Source organism: Bradyrhizobium sp., assembly GCF_035570375.1.
Classification (GTDB): Bacteria; Pseudomonadota; Alphaproteobacteria; order Rhizobiales; family Xanthobacteraceae; genus Bradyrhizobium.
In genome coordinates this window covers 1-24,703 of record NZ_DATMLW010000205.1, presented here as the reverse complement: position 1 = coordinate 24,703, position 24,703 = coordinate 1, and the positions used below count along the sequence as shown (strand labels likewise).

Genomic DNA, 24,703 nt, shown 5'->3' with positions numbered 1-24,703 from the left:
TCGCGCAGGGAATGCCGGTGACTGGGCAGAACCTGTGGTGACTAAAGCTCATGTGCTTTTTCTTTTGCGCATGAGGCCGCGGGTGCTGGCTCAAGCACCCGGCATTCCCTGCGCCCTCTGTTTTCGAGGGCAGGATGGTGCATGACTCGGGCGCGGATCGCGTCGCGGGAAGGTGAGGGCGTGCCTCTACGGATTCTTATCCCTCCCCCGCGGCACGCGTGGGGAGGGTGGCCGTCGCGAAGCGACGGTCGGGTGGGGGCGGTCAATGATATCGAAAGGGTGATAACGAAAGTGGTTCTCGAGAGCCCCCACCCCGACGCTCGTTTCACTCGCGTCGACCCTCCCCACAAGGGGGAGGGAGAAGAAAGCGCACGTATAACCAAATGCAATGGCAGGGGCGGGAGGGATTTCCCTTCCGCCACAGCCGTCGCTCAAACTCACTTCGTAGCGCTCTCAATCCACCGACACGCCCGCGAACTCCACCACCTTGCGCCATTTCTCGGTTTCATCGGCCACGAGCTTGCCGAATTCGGCCGGCGTCATTGGCTTTGGAATCCCGCCAATGGCCGTGAGTCGCTCGACCACCTTCGGATCCTTCAAAGCCTCGCCGACCGCCTTGTTGAGAATTTCGACGCTCTGCGGCGGCGTGCCCTTCGGCGCCGAGATGCCGTAGAAGCCAACCGATTCGAAACCCGGCACGGTTTCGGCGATTGCCGGCACATCGGGCACGCCGGGCCAGCGCTGCGGCGAGGTGACGCCGAGCGCGCGCACGGTGCCGGCTCGCGACTGTTCAAGGGCGGACGGCAGATTGTCGAAGATCAACTGCACTTTGTTGGAAATGATGTCGGGAAAGGCGATTGCCGAGCCGCGATAGGGCACGTGAAGCATGTTGCACCCGGTCATCGCCTTGAACAATTCGGCCGACATATGCACCGACGTGCCGTTGCCGGATGACGCGTAGGAAACCTTGCCCGGATTGGCCTTGCAGTAATCGATCAACTCCTTGACGCTCTTGACCGGCATGGCGTTGGCGACGACCAGCATATTGGTCAGCTGCATGATGCTCGCGACCGGGGTGGTGTCGCGGATGAAATCGTAGGACAAATGCTTGTAGAGCGAGGCCGAGATGGCGTTGTTGGGCGCGACGAACAGGATCGTATAACCGTCCGCCGCCGAGTTGATCGCCGCTGCGGCGGCGATATTGCCGCCGGAACCAGTGCGATTTTCCACGACGAACTGCTGGCCGAAATGCTCCGACAGCCACTGGCTCATGATGCGTGCCACGACATCGACCGGACCGCCGGCGGAAAAACCGATCAGCCAGCGCACCGGGCGGTTCGGGTAGTCGGCCGCTGCGGCCGGCGCCCAGATCGCAAGGCTCAACAGCCCTATCAGACCGATGACCGCTGCACGCAACGTTTTCATGACAGACTTCTCCACTCAGACTACCGCCATGCTTTCACACAAAGCGGAATTTGCCTACACTCGCTTTTGACGCAACCAACCGCCGTCATGCCCGCGCTTGTCGCGGGCATCCACGTCTTGCCTTTATTTGTCGGGAGTAAAGACGTGGATGGCCGGGTCAAGCCCGGCCATGACGGTTTCCAGAACGACGACGCGCCGGGGATCGAACGATGAAAAGCATATCGGCGTTTTTCGCTGCCTTGTTTCTTCTGACATGCGGCGCATCGGCCCAGGAAGGAGCAAAACCCATTTCGAAGACAACGATCAGCCTGGGAACCGCGACGCCCGGCGGCGGCTTTCCGCTCTATGGCAACAATTTTGCGCAAGTCGTGAACGAAGCCGACTCCGCGCTCTCGATCGAGCCGCGCAACACCAAGGGCTCCTACGAGAATATTCCGCTTTTGGAATCTTCCCAGCTCGATCTTGCGCTCGTGGCTGGAGAACCCGCCTATGAAGCTTTCAAGGGCATCGGCAGACCCGCCACGCGGCTGAAAATCCTGACCGCGATGTATTCGAGCCCGGGGATGTTCGTGGTACGCGCGGATAGTCCATACAAGACCATCCGCGATCTCGTCGGCCAACCGGTCGCCTTCGGCGCCAAAGGCTCCGGCCTTCCCGTGATGTCGCGCTTCATGCTCGACGGGCTCGGCTTGAAACAGGACGAGGATTTCAAATCCATCTATCTCGATCACGCCGGCGACGGGCCGGCGATGGTGCTCGACGGGCGCGCAGCGGCATTGTGGGGCGCCGGCGTCGGCTGGCCTGGATTCACGACCCTCGCGACGAGCCCGGGCGGCGCGCGGTTCATCGCGCCGGACAAGGACGAGATTGCGCGCGTGATCACAAAGCACGCGTTTCTTAAAGCCATGACCATTCCCGCCGGCAGCTATCCGAACCAGAATACGCCGATCGACTCGCTGGGCTCGTGGAGTTTTGTGCTGGCGCGCGCCGATCTTCCCGACGATGTCGCCTATCACCTCGCGCGCACGCTGCACGGCACGGAGGGTGCCCTCTGCAAGAAGCTGGCGCAGGCCTGCGAAACCACCGCCGCGAACACAGTTGCCGCGGCGCCTGACGCGTCGCTGATCCATCCTGGCGTGATGAAATATCTCCGCGAGATCGGCGTGGTGAAGTGACCGTCATCCTAAAAGATGACGGTCATTCCGGGGCGCAAAGCGCGAACCCGAATCTCGAGATTCCGGGTTCGCTCGCTCCGCTCGCGCCCCGGAATGACCGCTACGCCCTCACTTCTTCACCAGCGAACACGCCGGGTCAGGCGGGCCAAAGGCGTCTTCGCCGGAGATTTTTGCGAGGACCTTGTAGTAATCCCACGGATATTTCGACTCGTCCGGTTTCTTGACCTGCACCAGCATGAGGTCGTGGACCATCAGATTGTCCTCACGCAGGCGACCATTGCGGGCGAAAAAATCCTCGATCGGTTTTTCGCGCATTTTCGCCGCAACCTTGAGCGGTTCATCGGTGCCGCTTTCCTTCACCGCGTTGAGATAGTTCATGACAGACGAATAGACACCGGCCTGCCACATCGTCGGCATCCGGTTCATCTTGGCGAAATAGCGTTTCGACCATTCACGCGTCTTGTCGTCCATGTCCCAATAGAACGAGGTCGTCAGCAACAACCCCTGGGCCGATTGCAGCCCGAGCGCGTCGACGTCGGTGATCAGCACCAACAGGCCGGCCATTTGCTGGCCGCGCTTGAGGAGCCCGAATTCGCCGGCGGTCTTGATCTCGTTCATGTTGTTGGGCGGCCCGCCGGCGATGCCGATGATCCTGGCCTTCGAGGCCTCCGCCTGGAGGATGAATGACGACACATCGGGCGTGGCAAAGGGCAGGCGAACCGAGCCGAGCACCTTGCCGCCGTTCTTGACGATCACGCTGGACGCGTCCCGCTCCAGCGAGTGACCGAAGGCGTAGTCGTCGGTCAGGAAGAACCAGCTATCGCCGCCGCGCTTGACCACCTCGCGCGCGGTGCCGACGGCGAGCGCGCGGGTGTCGAATACCCATTGAATGGCGTAAGCCGAGCAGAACTTGCCGTGGAAGTCGGCGGTGCCCGTCGAATGCGCGATAAACATCCGCTTCTTCTCGGTGGCGATGTTCTGCACCGCAAGTCCGACCGCCGAGTCCGGCACGTCCACGATCAGGTCGACTTGTTCGGTGTCGTACCATCGTCGTGCGATGGCAGCGCCGATATCTGCCTTGTCCTGATGGTCGCCGACGATCACCTGGATCGGCTTGTCCAGCACCTTGCGGCCGAAATCCTCCACCGCCATTTGCGCCGCCGTCACCGACCCTTGCCCGGTCGAGGTGGCTGCAGGCCCATTCATATCGGTGAGGACGCCGATCTTGACCACGTCGTCCGACACCTGCGCGAGCGAGGGAAGGGAGGCCAGCGACGCGAAGAAAATACCTGCCAGGATCATTCTTTTGCTGAACATCGCGCTCCTCCTGATTTTATTTGCGCATTTGACTGTATATTTTAGTTGCAATTCAGTACATAAGTTCGATGGCCGCCTTGCCTGTCATCGCGAGCCACGTTTTTTGCTGAGAGATAGACCGGATTGCTTCGCTGCGCTCGCAATGACGATTCGGCTTTAAATCGTCGCGCTTTAGCCATGGCTTCGATCCAGCGCCCGCCGGCCTCGCTTACCCCGCTCGATGTTGCGCTTGCAGCGCTTCTTGAACGCATCAGGCCGGTTGCCCCGGTCGAAGTTCCTCTCGTGCAAGCCCTGGGCTGTGTGGCGGCGGAAATGCCGGCGCAGAATGCGCATCCGCCGCACGACACCGCCATCAGCGATGGCTGGGCGTTATATGCCCGCGACCTCGTCGGCGCGTCGTCCTATTCGCCGCTGCCGCTTTCGGCTCCGCCGGCCTGGGTCGACGCTGGCGACCCCATGCCCGAGGGCTGCGACTGCCTGCTCGATGCCGATTGTGTCGATCAAATCGGTCCGCTTTTTCAGGCGCTCGCAGAGGCAAGGCCGTGGCAGGGCGTCCGGCGGATCGGCGGGGATATCGCCGAAGGAAGCACCTTGATGGATTTCGCTACCGGGCGGCAAATTCGCCCGCTCGATCTCGTCATCGCGCGGACGAACGGGCTCGACAGATTCAACGTGCGCCGTCCGCGCCTTCGCATCGTCGGCATCCCCGCAAGCACGGGCGAAGCGGTGACGACGCCGTTGATTGCGGAAAATGCGCAAGCGGCGGGCGCTGAGGTCGTCTGCGTCCAGGCGGCGGGACGCGACGTGGTTTCCGTCGCGACCGCGATCGAGAGCGATGCTTGCGACATGCTCGTCACCATCGGCGGCAGCGGCGTTGGCCGCAACGATGCGACCATCACGGCCCTTGCCCGGTGCGGCGAAGTTTTGGCGCATGGCGTCGCCTTGCAGCCGGGACGCACCGCCGCCACCGGCAGGATTGGAAACGTTCCCGTGATTGCGCTGCCGGGCGCGGTGGATGCGGCGCTTGCGGCGTGGTGGATGCTGGCGCTCCCGCTGCTGGACCGCCTGTCCGCGCTTTGGCCACGCGCGCGGCGGATCCTGCCGCTGGCGCGCAAGATCGCATCGAGCGTAGGCATTGCGGAAGTCGTGCTGCTCGAACGGGTCGAAGAAGCATGGCTGCCGCTCGCGGTAGGCGACTTCTCTTTGTCAACCATCGCCCGCGCCGACGCGTGGCTTGTCGTGCCCGGGCCGTCCGAAGGCTTTGCTGCAGGCAAGCCGGTCGGTGCCTATATGTTGCGGGACTGAGTTTTGAAGATGAGCAGCCGGTCCATGTCCAACGGCCAGCAACATAATCACCCCGGGGCGCGCACAGGCACCCGGAATCATGGGGTCAATACCATCGATCAGGATCAGTTCCTGACGATCCTGTCGCGCGAGGATGCGCTGGCGCATTTCGAAACCGCCTTGTTCCCGCGCGCCATGCCGGTCGAGGAACGGTCTTTGGCCGAGGCGCTCGGTTTTGCGTTGGCACAGGATCTCGTCGCCGACATCGACGTGCCGCCATTCGATCGCTCCAACGTCGACGGGTTTGCGGTGCGTTCCGCCGATCTCGCCAATGCGGGCGAAGCCGCGCCGGTTCGTCTTTTGCTCAATGACGAGGCAATAGCCTGCGGCACCGCGCCGACGAGGCCGGTGCTGTCGGGCAGCGCAACCTCGATTGCGACCGGCGGACCGTTGCCGCGCGGCGCCGATGCCATCGTCATGGTCGAACATACCCAGCCGCAAGGCAATCGCGCGATCGAAATCCGTCGTGCCGCTTCGCCCGGCCAGTTCGTCTCCTATGCCGGCTCCGACATCGCGCGCGGCGAGACGGTGCTGCGCGGTGGCACCGTGATCGGCTCGCGCGAGATCGGCATGTGCGCGGCCTGTGGCATCGCAAAACTGTCCGTCGTGCGTCGTCCGCGCGTGGCGGTGATTTCAACCGGCGACGAACTGGTGCAGCCGGGCCAAAAGCTGCGCCCGGCTGCAATCTACGACACCAATGGCGCGATCGTCAGCGCGGCGGTCGCCGAGAACGGCGGCGAAGTGAAGTTTTTCGGCGCGATTGCCGACGACGAGGCGGAGCTCGAGGCCGCGATGCGCGGTGCGCTTGAAACTTCCGACATGTTGGTGCTTTCCGGCGGAACCTCGAAAGGCGCGGGCGACGTTTCTCATCGGATCATCGCCCGGCTCGGCAAACCCGGCATCATCGCGCACGGCGTCGCGCTCAAGCCGGGCAAGCCGCTTTGTCTTGCGGTCTGCGACGGCAAGCCGGTGGTGATCCTGCCGGGATTTCCGACCTCGGCAATGTTCACCTTCCACGACATGATCGTGCCGGTGCTGCGCCGGATGGCAGGCCTTCCGCCGCGATCGGACGCGAAGGTGACGGCCAAAGTCCCGGTGCGGATCGCTTCCGAACTCGGCCGCACCGAATTCGTCATGGTGTCGCTGGTTGAAGGTGCCGATGGATTGATCGCTTATCCCTCCGGAAAAGGTTCAGGCGCCATCACCGCGTTTGCGCAGTCCGACGGTTTTTTGAAAATCGACGCGCTGGCCGACCAGATGCCGGCAGGCACCGAAACCGAGGTGACGCTGTTCACGCCGCATGTCCGGGTGCCCGATCTCGTGATCGTCGGCAGCCATTGCACCGGGCTTGATCTGGTCACCGCGCCGCTGGCGCGCGCGGGCCTGATGGTGCGCTCGATCGCGGTCGGCAGTCTTGGCGGCCTTGCCGCGGCCAAGCGCGGCGAGTGCGATCTGGCGCCGATCCACCTGTTCGACGAAAAATCCGAAAGCTACAACACGCCGTTCCTCGGCCAGGGGCTCGAACTGGTGCCGGGCTGGCGGCGGATGCAGGGCATTGTGTTTCGACAGGGCGACGCGCGGTTCAAAGGCCTGAGCGCCGAGGAAGCGGTGCGCTCGGCGCTCGCCGATCCCGACTGCATCATGGTCAATCGCAACCAGGGTGCAGGCACCCGTATCCTGATCGACCGGTTGCTCAATGGCGCGCGTCCCGACGGCTACTGGAACCAGCCGCGTTCGCACAATGCGGTTGCTGCCGCGGTCGCGCAAGGCCGCGCCGATTGGGGCATGACGATTGCGCCGGTCGCCGAGGCCGCCGGCCTAGGCTTCATTCCGCTCGCCGAAGAGCACTATGATTTCGCGCTGGTGACCGCACGAAGAGAGCGTGCAGGCGTGCAGGCGTTTCTAGAGGCGCTCGGCTCCGACGAAAGCCGCGCGGCGCTCAAGCGCGCGGGATTCACCAAGGCGTAAGGCGATCGGGCGCGGGCGGCAATGGCAGGATCCCTCAGAATCGCGATCGTCGGCGCCGGCATGGGCGGACTTGCCACCGCGGCCGCGCTGCGGCGTGTCGGCATCGAGGTTGCCGTCTACGAACAGGCGACGCAATTTGCGCGAATAGGTGCCGGCATTCAGATCGGCTGCAACGCCATGAAAGTTCTGCGCGAGCTCGGGCTCGAGCGGCGATTGCGCGCCCAATCGTTTTATCCCCGGTCCTGGAACAACCGGGACTGGCGCACGGGCGAAATCAAGTTCGACATGATTTTCGGTGAAAGCGCCGAGCGCAAGTTCGGTGCGCCCTATCTGCTCGCCCATCGCGGCGATCTGCACGCCGCGCTCGCCACCGCCGTGCCAGAGGAATGCGTCAAGCTCGGTCATAAGCTCGTCGGACTCGATGAGGTCGGTGACAGTATACGCTTGCGCTTTGCCAATGGCGCAACTGCGCTCGCCGATGCAGTCGTCGGCGCGGACGGCGTGCATTCGCTGGTGAGGGAAATCCTGTTCGGCACATCGCCGGTGAATTTCACCGGACGCATCGCCTACCGCACCACGTATCCAGCCGCGCTCCTTGGTGGAGAGAGAATCGACGACTGCACCAAATGGTGGGGCGAAGACCGGCACATCGTGATCTACTACGTCAAGCCGGACCGCAGCGAAGTCTACTTCGTCACCAGCCAGCCGGAGCCCGAGTTCAGGATCGAATCCTGGTCGGCGAAAGGCGATGTCAGGCAATTGCGCGCGGCGTTCAAAGGCTTCGATCCCCGGGTCGAAAACGTGCTGGCCGCCTGCCCGGATGTGCACAAATGGGCGATCGTCGATCGAGACGCGCTCCCCCGCTGGGCGGAGCGGAACGTGACGCTGCTCGGCGACGCCTGCCACCCGATGATGCCCTATATGGCGCAAGGTGCGGCCATGGCGATCGAAGACGCCGCCGTGCTCTCGCGTTGTCTCGAAGGTGTCGAGCCTGACGGCGTGGCGAATGCATTTCGAAGATTTGAGGCGAGCCGGCGAGATCGAACTTCGCGGGTGCAAGAGACGTCGCGAACCAATACCTGGCTGAAGGAAAAAACCGACGCCGACTGGGTCTATGCCTACGACGCCTGGACCGTGCCGCTGGCGGGGTAAGTGGCACGCGCTTCTATCCCTCCCCCGCGGAACGCGTGGGGAGGGTGGCCGGCCAAAGGCCGGTCGGGTGGGGGTGATGGTCGATCAGTGCGCTGTTCGAAATCTCGCTCAAACCGCGCTCGTCACAAGCTGATTGTTGATACGACGCGCCCTTTGAATACCCCCACCCTGGCGCTACGCGCCCTCCCTCCCCACAAGGGGGAGGGATGAAGAGAGGCGGCGCTACTCCCCATCCATCTCCGCCAGCCGCTCGGCTTGCGCGAGATCATCCGCCGTGTTGGCGTTGAAGAACGGATCGAGCGGCTCGGTTGGCCAGCTGACCGTCGCGAGGCGATAGCGCGCCGTCCATCGATCGATCTTCCGGACGTCCTCCACGACCAGCGCGTGGCGAAGTTCTTCGCGCAATCCAACGCTCCACAATCCGATCACCGGATGGGCTTGTCCGCCGGAAGCGGCAACCGCAAGCTGGGCGTTCTGTTCGATGCGCGCCCGCTGCAAGCGCGCGACGAGATCGCGCGGCAGGAACGGGCAGTCGGCTGCCGCGCTCAGCACCCAGGCTGCATCGGGCCGGTTTTCGGCCGCCCAGTCGAGGCCTGCGAGAATGCCGGCGAGCGGTCCCGGGAAATTTTCAACCTGGTCGGCAATGACGGGCAGGCCGAAACTGGCAAACCGCGCCGGATCGCCGTTGGCATTGAGGACGAGGGTGTCGCATTGCGGCGCCAGTCGCGCGATCACGCGCGCCAGGATCGTGCGGCCACCGATCTGGCGCATCGGCTTGTCGCCGCCGCCCATCCGCCGCGCCAGGCCGCCGGCCAGCAATACGCCGGGTGTCGCCGGAATTTCAGTCGTCACGCTCGGCGCCCTTGCGCTTGTGCCGCGCTGACTCTTCCTCGACGTAAGCGAGGTTCTGGTCGTAGACGATGCGCTCCTGCCCGGACAAGGCGATGAAACGTTTTCCGCGTGCGCGCCCGATCAGCGTCAATCCGACCTGCCGCGCCAGATCAACGCCCCAGGCGGTGAAGCCTGATCGCGAAACCAGGATCGGGATTCCCATCCGCACGGTCTTGATCACCATTTCGGACGTCAGCCGTCCGGTGGTGTAGAGGATCTTGTCGGCGGCATCGACGCCGTGGCGGAACATCCAGCCCGCGATCTTGTCGACCGCGTTGTGACGGCCGACGTCTTCGGTGTAGCACAGCGGGGTACTTTCCTTGCACAGCACGCAGCCATGAATGGCGCCGGCCTCAAGATACAGAGACGGCATGGTGTTGATTGTATGCGTGAGCTGGTAAAGCCAGGACGTGCGCAGCTCCGAACTGGGCAGCTTGACGTTTTCCACCGCTTCCATGAGGTCGCCGAACGCGGTGCCCTGCGCGCAACCGGAAGTCTGCGTGCGTTTCTTCAGTTTCTGTTCGAAGTTGGTGTGGTGCTCGGTGCGAACCACCACCACCTGCAGGTCGTCGTGATATTCGACCTCGGTGACGACGTCGTCGTATTTGAGCATGTTCTGATTGAGCAAATAGCCCAGCGCCAGATATTCGGGATAGTCGCCGATCGTCATCATGGTGACGATCTCCTGCGAATTCAGGTAAAGCGTCAGCGGCCGTTCCACCGGCACGTTGATCTCTGTCCTGCCCCCGGCCTGGTCGGTACCTGCCACGCGTTCGGTCAGCCGCGGATCCTTCGGATCGGGCAGGATCAGGGGAACAGGGGTTTTCTCGATCTTCATCATAGCGGCAGCATAGCATGACAAGCCCTGCAGACCGATATATGGCTTTTCTGGTGCGAAGAAATGGGCCGCCTCGGTCACGGTGAGCGGAACGAGCAATCCAGGATTTTGCACACTTGGTTAAGGCTGGATTGCCTCTGAGCTCACTCCCCGCAATGCCGGGATGGGCCTCAAGTTCCGCGAGAAGGATGCAGGATGCGGGTGAGAAGCGAGATGAAGGTGATAGGCCTCGCAGGATGGAGCGGCGCCGGCAAGACGACGCTTTTGACGCGCGTCATTCCGCACTTGCGCAAAGAGGGACTTCGGGTCTCCGTGATAAAGCACGCCCATCACTCCTTCGATGTAGACGTGCCGGGCAAGGATTCCTACGTTCACCGGCAATCGGGCGCCGAGGAGGTGCTGGTGTCTTCGGCCAGGCGATGGGCGCTGATGCACGAGCTGCGCGGCGCGTCCGAGCCGGGGTTGCGGGAACTGCTCACGAAGATGTCGCCGGTCGATCTTGTCATCGTCGAAGGCTTCAAGTCGGAACCGCATCGCAAGATCGAGGTGTATCGCAAGGCCAACGGCAAGGCGCCGCTGTTTCCCGACGATCCCGCCATCGCCGGCATCGCAACTGATGCAACCATTGAAACAACGCTACCCGTCGCCGATCTCGACGACGTACCGGCGGTGGCGGCCATGATGCGAAAATTCGCGATTTCACTGGTGGAGTGGATTTGACATTCGCTAGCAACCTGGCCGCGAGTCCGGGAAAGCGAATGTCAAATCCTAAACTCCACTAGAATCTGGTATTTGCTAGTGCGGCGAATTTGAAGTTCCTATCGGTATCGCGGCAAGTTCGCGAAAGGAACTTCAAATTCAAAGCCGCACTAGAATCAATAATTTGCTAGAGCTCCTTTGATTCCGAAGTTCGCATCAGAGGTCGCCACAATAGCTTGCGAACTTCGGAATCGGAGCTCTAGTGGTCCTATGATTTTAACATTCGCAAAAGTGGGTGCCGAGAAATAATGCGAATGTTAGAATCGGACCACTAGCGAGACGTGCTGGCGGGAGCCGCCACCTAAAGAGGCCGCATGGCGCAATTGTCAGACGATTGCTTTGCCTTCGGCGGGCCGATGATGTCGGTCGACGAGGCGGTTGCGATCATCGCCAGCCGGGTAGGCGCGGTCGAAGAGATCGTGACCGTGCCGCTGCAGGAAGCCGACGGGCGCATTCTCTCAGGCGATATTGTCGCGTCGCTGGCGCTGCCGCCTTTCACCAATTCTGCCGTCGACGGCTACGCGGTGCGCAGCGACGATCTTCCATCAAGGAAGGAAGCGGCCTTTCCGGTGTCCGGCCGCATCCAGGCGGGTGCTTCGGCCGACGAGGCGATCAAGCCCGGCCATGCGATGCGAATTTTCACCGGTGCCCCGATGCCCGAAGGCGCCGGCACCGTTTTCATGCAGGAAGACGTCCGCCTCGATGCATCGGGCAAGGTCGTTCTTCCACCGGGGCTTCGGCATGGCGCCAATGTGCGCCCCTTGGGCGAAGACATTGCGGCTGGAACGGTTGCGCTCGAACGCGGTCTCAGATTGCGGCCGCAGGATGTCGCGCTGCTCGCCGCTTTCGGGCTGACGCGGGTCGAGGTGCGCCGGCGGATCCGCGTTGCGGTCTTCTCGACCGGCAACGAACTGGTCTCGCCTGGCGATGTGCGCAAGCCGGCGCAATTGTTCGACTCCAACCGCTTCATGCTGATGGCGATGCTGAGGCGGCTTGGTTGCGAGGTCAGCGACCTCGGTATCTTGCGCGACGAGCGCATGGCGCTGGCGCAGGGTCTGAAAAAAGTTGCCGGCACTTGCGATTTGATCCTGACCAGTGGCGGCGTTTCAACCGGCGAGGAAGATCACGTCAAGGCGGCCGTCGAGGAGGTCGGCAAGCTCGTGCTGTGGCGGATGGCGATCAAGCCCGGGCGCCCGGTTGCGATGGGTATCATCGGCGGCACGCCCTTGATCGGATTGCCCGGCAATCCGGTCGCAAGCTTTGTCACTTTCGTCCATGTGGTGCGGCCGACCGTGCTGGCGCTGTCGGGCGCCAGACCCGAGCCCTTGATGCCGATGCCGGTCCGCGCGGCCTTCACCTACAGGAAGAAGATCGGCCGCCGCGAATATGTGCGGGTCAATCTGCGCAAGGCCAAAGAGGGCGCAGGGTTTGAGGCGGTCAAGTTCCCGCGCGAGGGCGCAGGGCTGTTGTCGTCGCTGGTGGATACCGACGGCCTGGTTGAGCTTGGCGAGGCGGTCACGCAGGTCGGTCCGGGTCAGACCATCGGATTTTTGGGCTATGCCGACTTGATGTGAGGGTTTTGCGCCCACCTCCGTTGACGATGCGGGATGGTTTCGCCATGGATTAACGATGACCCATACCAGGCTTGACCTTACCGGCCTCAAATGCCCCCTGCCGGCCTTGAAGACGCGGAAGGCGCTGAAGACGCTGTCGCCCGGCGATCTTCTCGAGGTCCATTGCACCGATCCGTTGTCGGCGATCGATATCCCGGCCCTGATCCAGGAGACCGGCGACAAGGTCGAGATCACCGAGCGCACGCAAGCTCACATCGTATTCCTGATCGAAAAGGCAAATCCTGCGAAGGCCGCCGCGACGTTGCGCGAATAGTCGGGCCAGCTTGCGTGAGCCAGCGGCTGTTCAAAACAGCAGTCATGCTGGGCGGATAAGGTCTTCGGCAGGTGAGATCGCTCAGGTCGATTTCAGTGGAGCAAGTCCGTCGAGATGGGAAGTGTCATTGATGCTGCGAACCTGGATCCGGTTTGCCGCAATGTCGATTTCGTTGATGCAACAAGGCTCCTGGACGAGTCTCCAGTAAGAAGACAGGGGAAGGTCGGCCAATTGGACGAGGAGCGCCCGGTTGACGGCGTCGTGCGCAACCATCACCACGGTCTGATTCGGATGTCGCTCGAGTCCGATCCGCAACGCGTCCGCCGCTCGCGAGGCCAGTTCCTGTAACGAATCGCCACCCGGGAAACGCACCAGATGTGGCGTTGCGAACCACGACGCATAAAGTTCGCCCTGGGTTGCCTGCATCTCTGCAAAGGTCTTCATCTTCCAGCTGCCGTAGTCGATGTCGTTGAGCTCTTCGATGCTCTGGGATTGGACCTTGCAGGCGCTGGCGATCGCCGCACCGGTGAGGACACACCGCGAAAGCGGGCTCGTGTACACGCATGCCGGGCGCCACCTTTCGGAGATGCGGCGAGCGACCGCCAAGGCCTCGGCCTTTCCGCGCTCGGTCAGGGGCAAGTCCTCCCGGCCGCGGAAGCGGGGCGGATGAATGCCTTCGACGTGGCCGTGGCGAACCAGGATGATCTTGGTCAAGGTTCGGTCCTCTTCGCTCCGATACAGGCGCCACCGTCCCCGGGGCAAATTCTAGCTTGCGCACGCTCAATTGCGAGTTAGGATTGCATCAAATCCAGGGGGATGGAGTCCCCCCGATAACCGCCGCAAAGGCTGATGACTCCTGTCAGGGCGCTTCGCGTCGGCAGGAGCACGTCCAACCTCCTCCACTGGAAGCTCTTGGTCCGGTCGGCTTGCGCCAAGCAAGCAGCGGCCGCATGAACGGCGCGCTGGCTTCGCCTTCGCGCGAAGTGGGTAGTTTGCAGTCTTCGGGCTGCAGCAGACGGAGCGATGAGACCGGTTTACCAGCGGTTTCGGAAAGGAAATTTCTCAGGTGATAAGCGGATTGCTCAGCGTCGCTCTGGGAAGCGTGCTCGGTGGCATGGCGCGCTATTTCATTTCCGGCTTCGTGGCGAGGCGAGTGGGGGAGACCTTTCCCTGGGGCACATTGCTCGTCAACGCCAGCGGCGCGTTCGTGATCGGCATTTTGGGCGCGCGCGCCCTCGACGACACTTCAATCTTTGCAGAGCCAGACCCGTGGCTGTTTGCGGTGACGGGATTCCTGGGTTGCTACACCACCGTCTCCTCCTTCAGTCTGCAGTCACTGGCGCTGGCAAGAGAGGGCGAGCGCGGTCTCGCGGCCGGCTATGTCGCGCTTTCCGTAGGCCTTTGCCTCGGAGCTGTCACGTTGGGCTTTGCACTCGCCGGGCTTGTGAAATGACCAGGAAGCCGCTGACAATGAGGAGCAGCAACAAATCGGGCAACTGGAACACAGCGATCCTCTACGCCTGTGTCGCAGCCGGCGGCATGATCGGAAGCATTGCCCGCTACGCGGCCTCACTGCTGCTTCCGCCGCTTTCCGGCTTTCCGCTGCCGACGCTGTTTGTGAACGTCACCGGTTCGTTCATTATCGGATTTTACTCGACGCTGACCGCTCCCGATGGGCGATGGTTTGCGACGACGCGGCAGCGCCAGTTCGTAATGACCGGGATTTGCGGTGGTTACACGACTTTCTCGGCTTTCAGCCTGGACACATTCAGATTGCTGCACGATCACATGACCGCAATGGCAATGTTGAACGTTGTCGTTTCGATCATGACCTGGCTGGTAGCCGTCTGGCTCGGGCACGTGCTGGCAAGCCGCCTCAACCGCTTGAAAGGGAGCTAGAGCGATGCAAATACCGAAACAGGCTCTGTTGCTGCGGATATTCTTCGGCGAGGACGACAAGCTCGGCGGGCGACCGCTGTATGAGGCTATTGTGCTGAAAGCACGCGAAATGCACCTCGCCGGCGCCACCGTGCTGCGTGGTCCGATGGGCTTTGGCGCGTCCAGCCGGCTGCATACCGCCAAAATCCTGCGTCTTTCCGAAGACCTGCCGCTTGTGATCGAGATCGTCGACAGTGAGGACAAGATCGATGAATTCCTGCCGGTGCTCGACGGCATGATGTCGAGCGGGCTGGTCACGCTGGAGAAGGTCCAGGTCCTTCAATACGGATCGAAGAAGCCCGCCTGACCGGACCAAACCCGCGAGGGCTTGTTATCGCCGGCAACGCCGCTAAGATCGAACTGCAAAACGGGGATGGAGTCCCCCAAAACCGCCATTCCGGCTGATGACTCCTGCCAACGCGCCCAGGCGCGAGCAGGAGGTTTTTTATGACCCATCATCACCCGATACGCTCCAAACCTCCGAGCCTTTTCGCCCGCCACGCTCTTTCACCACGGAGAGCGTCATGACCGGCATCTGGGCACTTGCGGCCTTGTGGCTCGGGCTTGCTCTCCTTGCGAGCCTGCTTTCGATCTGGTTCAGGATCTCGACGGCGCTCTCGGAAATTGTCGTCGGGACCATCGCGCAACTGATCATCGGTGCGATCATCGGCCATGCGGTCCTCGGCACCGACGAGTCCTGGGTGAAGTTTCTCTCAGGGCTCGGTGCGATCGTGCTGACTTTTCTCGCCGGTGCGGAGCTTGATCCGGCGGTGTTCAAGCTGAAATGGCGCGAAGCTGCCGCTGTGGGTCTTGCCAGTTTTTTCGGTCCATTTCTCGGCTGTGCCGCTGCTGCGCATTACCTCCTCGGTTGGGAGGTGATGCCAAGCTGGCTGGCCGGTGTCGCCATGTCGACCACTTCGGTCGCCGTGGTCTACGCCGTGATGCTGGAGTTCGGTTTCAACCGTACCGAATATGGCAAGACGGTGCTTGCGGCCTGTTTTGTCACCGACCTCGGAACTGTGGTAGCGCTCGGACTGATCTTTGCGCCGTTCACGTTCAAGACCGCCGTCTTTTTGGTGGTCGGGATCGCGGTTTTCCTGATTCTCCCGTGGCTGACACCGCGGTTCTTCAAGCTCTACGGCAACCGTCCTTCCGAACTCGAAACCAAATTTTTGCTGCTCTGCCTGCTCGGAATGGGTGCCTTGGCCGGGTGGGCGGATAGCGAAGCCGTCCTTCCTGCCTACCTGATCGGGATGGTGCTGGCGGGCACGGTCGGAAAGGATCATGCGCTGGTTCGGCGGCTGCGAACCCTGACTTTCGGCCTGTTGACGCCGTTCTATTTCATACGTGCCGGATCGTTTGTCTCGATTCCTTCCTTGATCGCAGCACCGGCGGCCTTCCTGTTTTTCCTCATCGTCAAGATCACCACCAAGATGGTGGGGGTCTATCCCGTCACCAAGCTCTTTGCGGCGCCGGATCGTGAGGCGATGTACACGACACTATTGATGTCGACCGGGCTGACATTCGGCACGATTTCCTCGCTATTCGGCCTGTCCCACGGCATCATCAATCAGGCGCAATATTCCGCTCTTGTCGCGGCCGTAATCGGCAGCGCCGTTATCCCGACGCTGATCGCAAATGCGTTCTACCTGCCGCGCCACCTGCTGCCCGCTTCCGAAGCCGATGTAGCCGGCGTGGCGGAACAACCGGCAAGGCGCGTTGCCTCGGACCCGGCCGAATGAAGGGAGGCCCGCGGTGTTCAAGACAGTGCTGCACGCCAACGGCGGGTCGGAGCCGGCGTTCAGGGCCTTGACCTTGGCGATCGACATCGCAAAGCAAAACGCGGCGGCGTTGCATCTGGTGTGTGTCGAAGAAATCCCGCCAATGCCCGAATATCTCGAGGAGATCAGGGAAGCCAAAGGCACAGCGGCGCGCCGGTTCCACACCGTGATAGAACGTGCGCGTCATCTCGCCAGGGCGCGCGACCTCGATCTGCACGTGCATGTCTTAAGCGGCCATCCCGTGCGGATGATTGTCGATCTTGCGCCGAGGATTGGTGCCGATCTTTTGGTGATCGGCGCGACCGGTCATTCGGCGCTCTATGAGCGATTGATCGGCAGCCGCGCCGACCGCATCGTGCAATTGTCCCCGTGCCCGGTTTTGGTCATCAAATAATGATGTGACTACTGTGACTACGCGGTGCTGGACTGAGGCTTGTGATTCCTTTCATCTCCGCGCGCCGCCATCGGTCCATTGAGTAAACCGGCAGCAACTCTGAAAATGCGTGCGAAATGCGCCGAAAACGAGAAGCCGTTCGTCTGCATCAGCTTGATCGCGAAAACCGATAGCCCGATTGAAAATACGGATCGGATCCGGCCGGACTGCGAGCGATTGAGACAGTTGGACGCACCCACCTTCCGCGTTGGGAACGCTTTTGACGGCACACTCTCTCTACCTTTTGCCTATCGACACGGGCGCGGGCTTCTGCCCAATTCTCGTCTCCGGGAAGTTCCGAAGGTCGAGTCGCGGGCATAACGTGCCAGAAGAGGGGTTGGAATTTGCGAGGTTAACGATGCGCATTGTGCGCAGCAACATGGACAAGCGCTCGGCGTTCGACTGGAAAGCCTGGGTATAGAGCAACGGTAACTAGACGACAGACTTGCCCGGCAAGGGCGGCTGCAGGGAGGAATGAATGGCTACTGCCGAAACCGCTGGCACGATCAACGGCGCCGGAGTGGGAATTTTCGATCGCGCGCACACGGTCGCAAAGGCCGGCTTCAATCGTTGGCTGGTGCCACCGGCCGCGCTTTGCATTCATCTGTGCATCGGCATGGCCTATGGCTTTTCGGTGTTCTGGCTGCCGCTGTCGCGTGCGGTCGGCCTGACTGCACCAAAGGCCTGCCCCGACATCACGCTGTGGCAGGAGCTTTTCACCACCACTTGCGACTGGAAAGTGGCGAGCCTGGGCTGGATGTACACGCTGTTCTTTGTCGTGCTCGGTGTTTCCGCCGCGATCTGGGGCGGCTGGCTCGAGCGCGCCGGCCCGCGTAAGGCCGGTGCCGTCGCGGCCTGCTGTTGGGGCGGGGGTCTCCTGATCGGTGCCTTCGGCGTCTACGTGCACCAGCTCTGGATCATGTGGCTCGGCTCAGGAATCATCGGCGGTGTAGGTCTTGGCCTCGGCTACATCTCGCCGGTGTCGACGCTGGTGAAGTGGTTTCCGGATCGCCGCGGCATGGCGACGGGCATGGCCATCATGGGCTTTGGTGGCGGCGCCATGATTGGCGCGCCGCTGGCGAACCTGCTGATCAACTACTTCAAGACTCCAACCGATGTTGGGGTGTGGAAGACATTTATCGTCATGGGCGTGATCTACTTCATCTTCATGATGATCGGCGCCTTCGCCTATCGCGTCACGCCGGCTGGCTGGCAGCCCGATGGCTGGACACCGCCGAGCGAAAAGAAATCGATGATCTCCGAGCACAATGTGCATCTTGATAACGCGCACAAGACGCCGCAATTCTGGCTGATCTGGTGGGTGCTCTGCCTGAACGTGTCGGCAGGCATCGGCGTGATCGGCATGGCGTCGCCGATGCTGCAGGAGATTTTCGCCGGCAAGCTGATCGGGTTCCCCGACCTGAAATTCGGCCAGCTTTCGCCTGAACAACGAACGGCGATTGCGGCGATCGCAGCCGGATTTGCCGGCTTGCTGTCGCTGTTCAACATCGGTGGCCGCTTCTTCTGGGCGTCGTTGTCGGATTACATCGGCCGCAAGAACACTTATTACACGTTCTTCATCCTCGGCATTGCGCTCTATGCGCTGGCGCCAACCTTCGCCAATATGGGTGCGAAGGCATTGTTTGTGATTGGCTTCGGCATCATCCTGTCGATGTATGGCGGCGGCTTTGCCACGGTTCCAGCCTATCTCGCCGACATGTTCGGAACCCAGTTCGTGGGCGCCATTCACGGCCGCCTGCTCACGGCGTGGTCGACCGCGGGCATTATCGGACCGGTGGTGGTCAACTATTTGCGCGAGTTCCAGCTCGCCGCCGGCGTTCCCCGCGACAAGCTCTACGACAGCACCATGTACGTGCTGTGCGCTATGCTGGTCGCAGGCCTGATCTGCAACTACCTGATCAAGCCGGTCGATCCGAAATGGCACATGAGCGAGGCGGAGGTCGCCAGACTTCAGGCCGCGAGCGCCAGCAAGGAGGCGGCAATCCAGCACGGCTCGTTCGGCATCGGCAAGGGTGGCCTGGACATCAGGGCAGCGGCGTTCTGGCTTTTCGTCGGAATTCCGCTTGCCTGGGGCGTGTACAAGACGCTGGAAAGCGCGGCCAAGATCCTCTGATTACCGCGCCATCGCGGAGGACGCCGCCCGCCCGGCGTCCCTCGCGGTCACCTCTTCTTTTTTTCATCAAAAAAATTATCCAAGGGGATTTGCAATGCTTCGCATATTCATCTGTCTTGTTGCGCTGCTTGTCGTCTTAACCAGCCTGGATGGCGCATCGGCCCAGACGACGACTGCTCCGGCCGCAAGTTCGGCGCCGGCCGCGCCCAAGCCATCGAGGGTGAAGCTTACGGTGGAAAAGCTCAAGGAGATGAAAGCCAAATGGGCCACCAACAGACCGAAGCTGAGGGCCTGCCGCAAGGAAGTGAAGCAGAAGGGACTGGCCGGTGACGATCGCTGGTTCTATATCGCGGATTGTATGGAAAGGACCTAAGGGCTGGTTTGGAGGACAATGAACAAGGGGGCATGACAGCGGCGGCTGCGTGCCCCTTAAATGCTTATAGGGGTTGCGCAATCACACTTGGCATCTGGCATGCCACCGATTAGATTGCACAGTAGGTGGAAACAGCTCAGGCAGGAACGAGACGTATCGATGGTTCATGACGTTCACAAGGTTCGCTCGTTCGAACATCCGGGCGAGGGACGCAAGCGGGCCAAGGCAACGCCCAAGGGACGCCAGGTCGATCCGACCGCCGCCCACGAGATTGAAGTCCTGCTCGGCGACCGGCCGCGGCGGCGCGACCTCCTGATCGAGCATCTGCACCTGATCCAGGACAAGTATCATCAGATTTCGGCAGCCCATCTCGCAGCGCTTGCCGAGGAGATGAAACTCTCCTTTGCCGAAGTGTTCGAGACCGCCACCTTCTACGCCCATTTCGATATCGTGAAGGAAGGCGAGCCGAGCATTCCGCCGCTCACCATCCGGGTCTGCGATTCCATCACCTGCGCGATGATGGGCGCGGAAAAGCTTTTGCATGACTTGCAGAGATCCGCCGGCCCCGGCATTCGCGTGGTACGCGCTCCCTGTGTCGGCCTGTGCGACGTGGCTCCTGTTGCCGAAGTGGGCCATCGCTATGTCTTCCCCGCCACCACCGCCGAGGTGTTGGCGACCGCCGCGCGGGGCGAGACGGATCCCGTGATCCCGCCCTATGTCGACTACGATGCCTATGTGAAGGACGGCGGCTACAAGCTACTGAACGATCTTCGCGCCGGCCGCGTCAGCAAGGAAGACATCCTCAAGGCGCTCGACGATTCGTCGTTGCGCGGGCTTGGCGGCGCCGGATTTCCAACCGGTCGCAAGTGGCGCGCAGTGCTCGGAGAGCCCGGCCCGCGGCTGGTGGCGGTGAATGGCGACGAAGGCGAACCCGGCACTTTCAAGGATCGCTTCTATCTGCTTCGGGATCTGCACCGTTTCATCGAGGGCACGCTGATCGGCGCTTATGTCGTCGACGCAAGCGATGTCTACATCTACATTCGCGACGAATATCCGGCGGTGCTCAAGGAACTTCCCTTAGAACTCGCCAAGCTTCCGCCGGGCGGCCCCACCATCCATATTCGCCGCGGCGCCGGCGCCTATATCTGCGGCGAGGAATCCTCGCTGCTCGAAAGCATCGAAGGCAAGCGTGGATTGCCGCGGCACAAGCCGCCCTATCCGTTCCAGGTCGGGCTGTTCGGATTGCCGACGCTGATCAACAACATCGAGACGCTGTTCTGGGTGCGCGACATCGTCGAGAAGGGTCCGGCCTGGTGGAATTCATTCGGCCGCAACGGACGTCACGGCCTGCGCAGCTATTCGGTTTCGGGACGCGTCAAGAATCCCGGCGTGAAGCTCGCGCCTGCAGGCGTCACCGTGCGCGAATTGATCGACGAGTACTGCGGCGGCATGGCGGATGGCCACAAGTTCTACGCCTATCTGCCGGGCGGCGCGTCCGGCGGCATCCTTCCGGCATCGATGGACAACATTCCTCTCGATTTCGGCACGCTGGAGAAATACGGCTGCTTCATTGGTTCGGCCGCGATCATCATTCTTTCCGACAAGGACAGCGTCAAGGATGCGGCGCTGAACCTGATGCGCTTTTTCGAGGACGAGAGCTGCGGCCAATGCACGCCCTGCCGCGTCGGCACCGAGAAGGCCGCGCTTCTGATGCAAAAGCCGGTCTGGAACCGCGAATTGCTCGAAGAATTGAGCCAGGCGATGCGCGACGCTTCGATCTGCGGCCTCGGCCAGGCGGCCTCGAATCCGCTGACATCCGTGATCAAATACTTCCCGCAAGAATTCCTGCCGAAAGAGGCTGCGGAATGACAAATATCAAGTTCGAACTCGACTTCCAGCAGGTCGAAGCCGAGGCCGGCGAAACCATCTGGCAGGTCGCAAAGCGGCTGGGCCGCGACATCCCGCATCTGTGCTATTCGCCGCAGCCCGACTATCGGCCCGACGGCAATTGCCGCGCCTGCATGGTGGAGATCGAGGGCGAGCGCGTTCTGGCCGCCTCCTGCAAGCGCACACCCAGCGTCGGCATGAAGGTGAGGACGGCGAGCGACCGCGCGATCGCGGCGCAGAAAATGGTGATGGAGCTTCTGGTCGCCGACCAGCCCGCGCGCGAGACCTCGCACGATCCGGATTCAAAGTTCTGGCATTGGGCCGAGAAGACCGGCGTCACCGAAAGCCGCTTCCCCGCCGCCGAACGCTGGCAAGGCGACGCCAGCCATCCGGCGATGCGCGTCAACCTCGATGCCTGCATCCAGTGCGGTCTTTGCGTGCGCGCCTGCCGCGAGGTGCAGGTCAACGACGTCATCGGCATGGCTTACCGCAGCCACGGTTCCAAGATCGTCTTCGATTTCGACGATCCGATGGGTGAATCGACCTGCGTCGCCTGCGGCGAATGCGTGCAGGCTTGCCCGACCGGCGCGCTGATGCCGGCCGTGATGCTGGATGACAAGCAGGCCCGCGTCACCTATCCCGACAGGAAGGTCGATTCGCTCTGTCCCTATTGCGGGGTGGGTTGCCAGGTCACCTACAACGTGAAGGACGAAAAGGTGATCTATGCCGAAGGGCGTGATGGCCCGGCCAATCACAACCGGCTCTGCGTCAAGGGCCGCTTCGGCTTCGACTATATCCATCACCCCAATCGCCTGACCAAGCCGTTGGTACGCCTGCCGAACGTCAAGAAGGACGCCAACGACCAGGTCGACCCGGCCAATCCGTTCACGCATTTCCGCGAAGCGTCGTGGGAAGAGGCGCTCGACATCGCCGCGAAGGGTCTGGTCAAGATCCGCGACACCAAGGGCGTCAAGGCACTCGCCGGCTTTGGCTCGGCCAAGGGCTCCAACGAGGAGGCCTATCTGTTCCAGAAGCTGGTGCGCACCGGCTTCGGCTCCAACAATGTCGATCACTGCACCCGGCTGTGCCACGCCTCCTCGGTCGCGGCCTTGTTCGAAGGTCTCGCCTCGGGCGCGGTGTCGGCGCCGTTTGCAGCGGCGATGGATGCCGAAGTGATCTGGGTGATCGGCGCCAATCCGACCATCAACCATCCGGTCGCGGCGACCTTCATCAAGAACGCGGCCAAGCGCGGCGCCAAGCTGATCGTGATGGATCCGCGCGGGCAATTGCTGTCGCGCCACGCCTACAAGCACCTGGCGTTCAAGCCGGGCAGCGACGTGGCGATGCTCAACGCGATGATCAACACCATCATCACCGAGGGTCTCACCGACGACCAGTACATCGCCGGCTATACCGAAGGCTTTGACGATCTGAAGGCCAAGATCAGGGAATTCACGCCGGAGAAGATGGCGCCGATCTGCGGCATTCCGGCCGAGACCTTGCGCGAGGTCGCACGCATGTATGCGCGCGCCAAAGCTTCCATCATCTTCTGGGGCATGGGCATCAGCCAGCACGTGCACGGCACCGACAATGCGCGCTGCCTGATCGCACTCGCCTTGATCACGGGCCAGGTCGGCCGTCCCGGCACCGGCCTGCATCCACTGCGCGGCCAGAACAACGTGCAAGGCGCTTCCGACGCTGGCCTGATTCCGATGTTCCTGCCGGATTATCAGCCGGTCGGACGCACCGATTTGCGCCAGCCCTTCGAGAAACTCTGGCAACAGGATCTCGATCCGGAGCGCGGTCTCACCGTGGTCGAGATCATGAACGCGATCCATGCCGGACAGATCACGGGCATGTATATCGAGGGCGAGAATCCGGCGATGTCGGACCCCGACCTGCAGCACGCGCGCGAGGCGCTCGCCAAGCTCGAGCATCTGGTGGTGCAGGATCTGTTCGTCACCGAGACCGCGTTCCACGCCGACGTCATCCTGCCGGCTTCGGCGTTCGCCGAAAAATCCGGAACCTTCACCAACACCGATCGCCGCGTCCAGCTCGCGCGCGAGGTGATCAGGCCGCCGGGCGATGCGCGACAGGATCTCTGGATCATCCAGGAGATCGCAAGGCGCATGGGCCTGCCGTGGAATTACAGCGGACCGGCCGATGTCTTCACCGAGATGGCGCAAGTGATGCCGTCGTTGAAGAACATCACCTGGGAGCGGCTGGTGCGCGAAGGCGCGGTGACCTACCCGGTCGACGATCCGCACCAGCCCGGCAACGAGATCATCTTCACGACGGGCTTTCCGACCGACAGCGGCCGCGGCAAGATCGTCCCGGCCAAGGTCGTTCCGCCGGACGAATTGCCCGACGACGAATATCCGATGGTGCTTTCGACCGGCCGCGTGCTCGAACATTGGCACACCGGCTCGATGACGCGACGCTCGCAGGTGTTGGACGAAATCGAGCCGGAGGCGGTCGCCTTCATGTCGCCGAAGGACATGCGGCGGATAAGCCTGCGTCCCGGCGATCTCATCCGCCTGCAGACGCGGCGCGGCGCCGTCGAGGTCAAGGTGCGCGCCGACCGCGACGTGCCGGAAAACATGGTGTTCATGCCGTTCTGTTATGCGGAAGCCGCGGCCAATCTGTTGACCAACCCGGCACTCGATCCGTTCGGCAAGATTCCCGAATTCAAATTCTGTGCGGTCAAGGCCGAACGCATCGAGATGCGCACCGCCGCGGAATGACCGGCAAATTCATTGAGCGATCCGAAAGGGCCGCGTTAGCGCAACGCGTGCAGCGGTTTTCCCTCGCGACAGGCGCTGAACGCGTTTGCGCGGAGATCATGCGCAAATAATAAACTAAAGCGCGATGGCGATTCGACCTAAAGCCGTCGCGCTCTAGCGATCCGAAAGGGCCGCGCGGGCGATTCGTCCGGCGGCCTTTTCGATTTGCAACACGTGGAATCCGTGACGCGGCGTTCCATCGCTTCAGTCACTTAGGCCCTCAACGCGCCCATTCGCCGCAAGCCGCGATTCGCAAGGCGCATCAGCGGCCTGAGATGGTCGATCAGTGGATTGCCCTGGTTTTCCACATCCAGCTCGAGCACCTCGAACGAAAAGACGGTCGCGCAACCCGATGGCCAGGCGTGTCTTCGTGCAAAGGCTAGCGCCGAGCTTTCGAGCAGGAAGAGGCCACCGGCACGTCCTTTGCTATCGCGCGCCAGCCAAAAGCCGTCTTTGTCGCGGCCGATGAAAAACGCCGGGATCGAAGCATTGAGGATATCGGCGTCGAGGGGCTGAAACGGCGTAACCGTGGTCGAGACTTTCTGGGCTGGAGCCGCTTCGGAAACATTTGAACAAGTGAGCGGCATGGCGGTCATTGTTTATTGTTCGTCGGTTCCG

At 62.1% G+C, this 24,703-nt stretch carries 23 protein-coding genes and 2 riboswitches; of the genes, 17 read left to right on the top strand and 6 right to left on the bottom strand.

All coding sequences use genetic code 11. The annotated features are described in order from the left end of the window. Positions 1-453 precede the first annotated feature (453 nt). On the bottom strand, positions 454-1,425 hold the full coding sequence (locus VNX23_RS22610; protein WP_325633765.1) for a tripartite tricarboxylate transporter substrate binding protein: 972 nt from the start codon (positions 1,423-1,425) through the stop codon (positions 454-456). A gap of 87 nt (positions 1,426-1,512) precedes the next feature. Between VNX23_RS22610 and VNX23_RS22605 the strand changes: the two genes are divergently transcribed. Next, positions 1,513-1,638, top strand: a complete 126-nt coding sequence (locus VNX23_RS22605) for a hypothetical protein (protein WP_325633763.1) — start codon at positions 1,513-1,515, stop codon at positions 1,636-1,638. Then, on the top strand, positions 1,635-2,600 hold the full coding sequence (locus tag VNX23_RS22600; protein ID WP_325633761.1) for a TAXI family TRAP transporter solute-binding subunit: 966 nt from the start codon (positions 1,635-1,637) through the stop codon (positions 2,598-2,600). Before VNX23_RS22605 ends, VNX23_RS22600 begins: the two co-directional genes overlap by 4 nt. A 108-nt stretch (positions 2,601-2,708) precedes the next feature. Here VNX23_RS22600 and VNX23_RS22595 read toward each other — a convergent pair whose 3' ends face one another. Then, positions 2,709-3,902, bottom strand: coding sequence for an ABC transporter substrate-binding protein (locus VNX23_RS22595; RefSeq protein WP_414643056.1), 1,194 nt, complete (start codon positions 3,900-3,902; stop codon positions 2,709-2,711). Between the two features lie 192 nt (positions 3,903-4,094). Between VNX23_RS22595 and VNX23_RS22590 the strand changes: the two genes are divergently transcribed. Genes VNX23_RS22590 through VNX23_RS22580 form a run of 3 tightly spaced genes read left to right on the top strand, consistent with a single transcriptional unit; the run spans position 4,095 to position 8,381 of the window. Further along, positions 4,095-5,222 (top strand): molybdopterin-binding protein, encoded by a 1,128-nt coding sequence (locus tag VNX23_RS22590; RefSeq protein WP_325633757.1) that lies wholly within the window; start codon positions 4,095-4,097, stop codon positions 5,220-5,222. 9 nt (positions 5,223-5,231) lie between these two features. Next, positions 5,232-7,229 carry a molybdopterin biosynthesis protein gene (locus VNX23_RS22585; protein WP_414643055.1) on the top strand — a complete coding sequence of 666 codons (1,998 nt, stop codon included), beginning with the start codon at positions 5,232-5,234 and terminating at the stop codon, positions 7,227-7,229. Between the two features lie 21 nt (positions 7,230-7,250). Further along, a complete protein-coding gene (locus VNX23_RS22580) occupies positions 7,251-8,381 on the top strand; it encodes an FAD-dependent monooxygenase (protein WP_325633755.1) in 1,131 nt (376 codons plus the stop codon). Positions 8,382-8,603: 222 nt separating this feature from the next. Here VNX23_RS22580 and mobA read toward each other — a convergent pair whose 3' ends face one another. Both mobA and fdhD read right to left on the bottom strand, forming a co-directional pair. Beyond that, complete coding sequence (gene mobA, locus VNX23_RS22575; RefSeq protein ID WP_325633753.1) at positions 8,604-9,233, bottom strand: molybdenum cofactor guanylyltransferase MobA; 630 nt, start codon at positions 9,231-9,233, stop codon at positions 8,604-8,606. Next, on the bottom strand, positions 9,223-10,113 hold the full coding sequence (fdhD, locus tag VNX23_RS22570) for a formate dehydrogenase accessory sulfurtransferase FdhD (RefSeq protein WP_325633751.1): 891 nt from the start codon (positions 10,111-10,113) through the stop codon (positions 9,223-9,225). Before fdhD ends, mobA begins: the two co-directional genes overlap by 11 nt. Before the next feature lie 210 nt (positions 10,114-10,323). Between fdhD and mobB the strand changes: the two genes are divergently transcribed. The 3 genes from mobB (at position 10,324) to VNX23_RS22555 (ending at position 12,756) form a co-directional block, all read left to right on the top strand. Then, on the top strand, positions 10,324-10,830 hold the full coding sequence (mobB, locus tag VNX23_RS22565; RefSeq protein WP_325633749.1) for a molybdopterin-guanine dinucleotide biosynthesis protein B: 507 nt from the start codon (positions 10,324-10,326) through the stop codon (positions 10,828-10,830). A gap of 353 nt (positions 10,831-11,183) precedes the next feature. Beyond that, entirely contained in the window at positions 11,184-12,443 is a 1,260-nt protein-coding gene (gene glp / locus VNX23_RS22560) for a gephyrin-like molybdotransferase Glp (protein WP_325633747.1), read from the top strand. Positions 12,444-12,498: 55 nt separating this feature from the next. Beyond that, positions 12,499-12,756 carry a sulfurtransferase TusA family protein gene (locus VNX23_RS22555; RefSeq protein ID WP_325633745.1) on the top strand — a complete coding sequence of 86 codons (258 nt, stop codon included), beginning with the start codon at positions 12,499-12,501 and terminating at the stop codon, positions 12,754-12,756. Between the two features lie 81 nt (positions 12,757-12,837). On the opposite strand, the gene VNX23_RS22550 is transcribed toward VNX23_RS22555, so the two are convergent. Then, positions 12,838-13,470 carry a histidine phosphatase family protein gene (locus tag VNX23_RS22550; protein WP_325633743.1) on the bottom strand — a complete coding sequence of 211 codons (633 nt, stop codon included), beginning with the start codon at positions 13,468-13,470 and terminating at the stop codon, positions 12,838-12,840. An 89-nt stretch (positions 13,471-13,559) separates the two neighbouring features. After that, positions 13,560-13,622, top strand: a riboswitch (Fluoride riboswitch). A 191-nt stretch (positions 13,623-13,813) separates the two neighbouring features. On the opposite strand from VNX23_RS22550, the gene crcB (VNX23_RS22545) reads away from it, so the two are divergent. The 9 genes from crcB (VNX23_RS22545) to fdhF all read left to right on the top strand — a co-directional run bounded on the left by crcB (VNX23_RS22545) (position 13,814) and on the right by fdhF (position 24,046). Further along, complete coding sequence (crcB, locus tag VNX23_RS22545; protein ID WP_325633767.1) at positions 13,814-14,209, top strand: fluoride efflux transporter CrcB; 396 nt, start codon at positions 13,814-13,816, stop codon at positions 14,207-14,209. 17 nt (positions 14,210-14,226) lie between these two features. Continuing rightward, on the top strand, positions 14,227-14,655 hold the full coding sequence (gene crcB, locus VNX23_RS22540) for a fluoride efflux transporter CrcB (protein WP_325633741.1): 429 nt from the start codon (positions 14,227-14,229) through the stop codon (positions 14,653-14,655). 4 nt (positions 14,656-14,659) lie between these two features. Beyond that, the gene (locus VNX23_RS22535; protein WP_325633739.1) at positions 14,660-15,001 is read left to right on the top strand and encodes a DUF190 domain-containing protein; all 342 of its coding nucleotides are present in this window, start codon (positions 14,660-14,662) and stop codon (positions 14,999-15,001) included. 53 nt (positions 15,002-15,054) lie between these two features. Next, positions 15,055-15,115, top strand: a riboswitch (Fluoride riboswitch). Between the two features lie 103 nt (positions 15,116-15,218). Continuing rightward, a complete protein-coding gene (locus tag VNX23_RS22530; protein ID WP_325633737.1) occupies positions 15,219-16,436 on the top strand; it encodes a cation:proton antiporter in 1,218 nt (405 codons plus the stop codon). Positions 16,437-16,449: 13 nt separating this feature from the next. Further along, the gene (locus tag VNX23_RS22525) at positions 16,450-16,869 is read left to right on the top strand and encodes a universal stress protein (protein WP_325633735.1); all 420 of its coding nucleotides are present in this window, start codon (positions 16,450-16,452) and stop codon (positions 16,867-16,869) included. Positions 16,870-17,386: 517 nt separating this feature from the next. After that, on the top strand, positions 17,387-19,042 hold the full coding sequence (locus tag VNX23_RS22520; protein WP_325633733.1) for an OFA family MFS transporter: 1,656 nt from the start codon (positions 17,387-17,389) through the stop codon (positions 19,040-19,042). Between the two features lie 94 nt (positions 19,043-19,136). Beyond that, on the top strand, positions 19,137-19,415 hold the full coding sequence (locus VNX23_RS22515) for a hypothetical protein (protein WP_325633728.1): 279 nt from the start codon (positions 19,137-19,139) through the stop codon (positions 19,413-19,415). Positions 19,416-19,574: 159 nt separating this feature from the next. After that, on the top strand, positions 19,575-21,284 hold the full coding sequence (locus VNX23_RS22510; RefSeq protein ID WP_325633727.1) for an NADH-ubiquinone oxidoreductase-F iron-sulfur binding region domain-containing protein: 1,710 nt from the start codon (positions 19,575-19,577) through the stop codon (positions 21,282-21,284). Beyond that, positions 21,281-24,046, top strand: a complete 2,766-nt coding sequence (gene fdhF / locus VNX23_RS22505; protein ID WP_325633725.1) for a formate dehydrogenase subunit alpha — start codon at positions 21,281-21,283, stop codon at positions 24,044-24,046. The genes VNX23_RS22510 and fdhF overlap by 4 nt, the downstream gene beginning before the upstream one ends. Before the next feature lie 251 nt (positions 24,047-24,297). On the opposite strand, the gene VNX23_RS22500 is transcribed toward fdhF, so the two are convergent. Further along, entirely contained in the window at positions 24,298-24,681 is a 384-nt protein-coding gene (locus VNX23_RS22500) for a hypothetical protein (protein WP_325633723.1), read from the bottom strand. Positions 24,682-24,703: the final 22 nt, after the last annotated feature.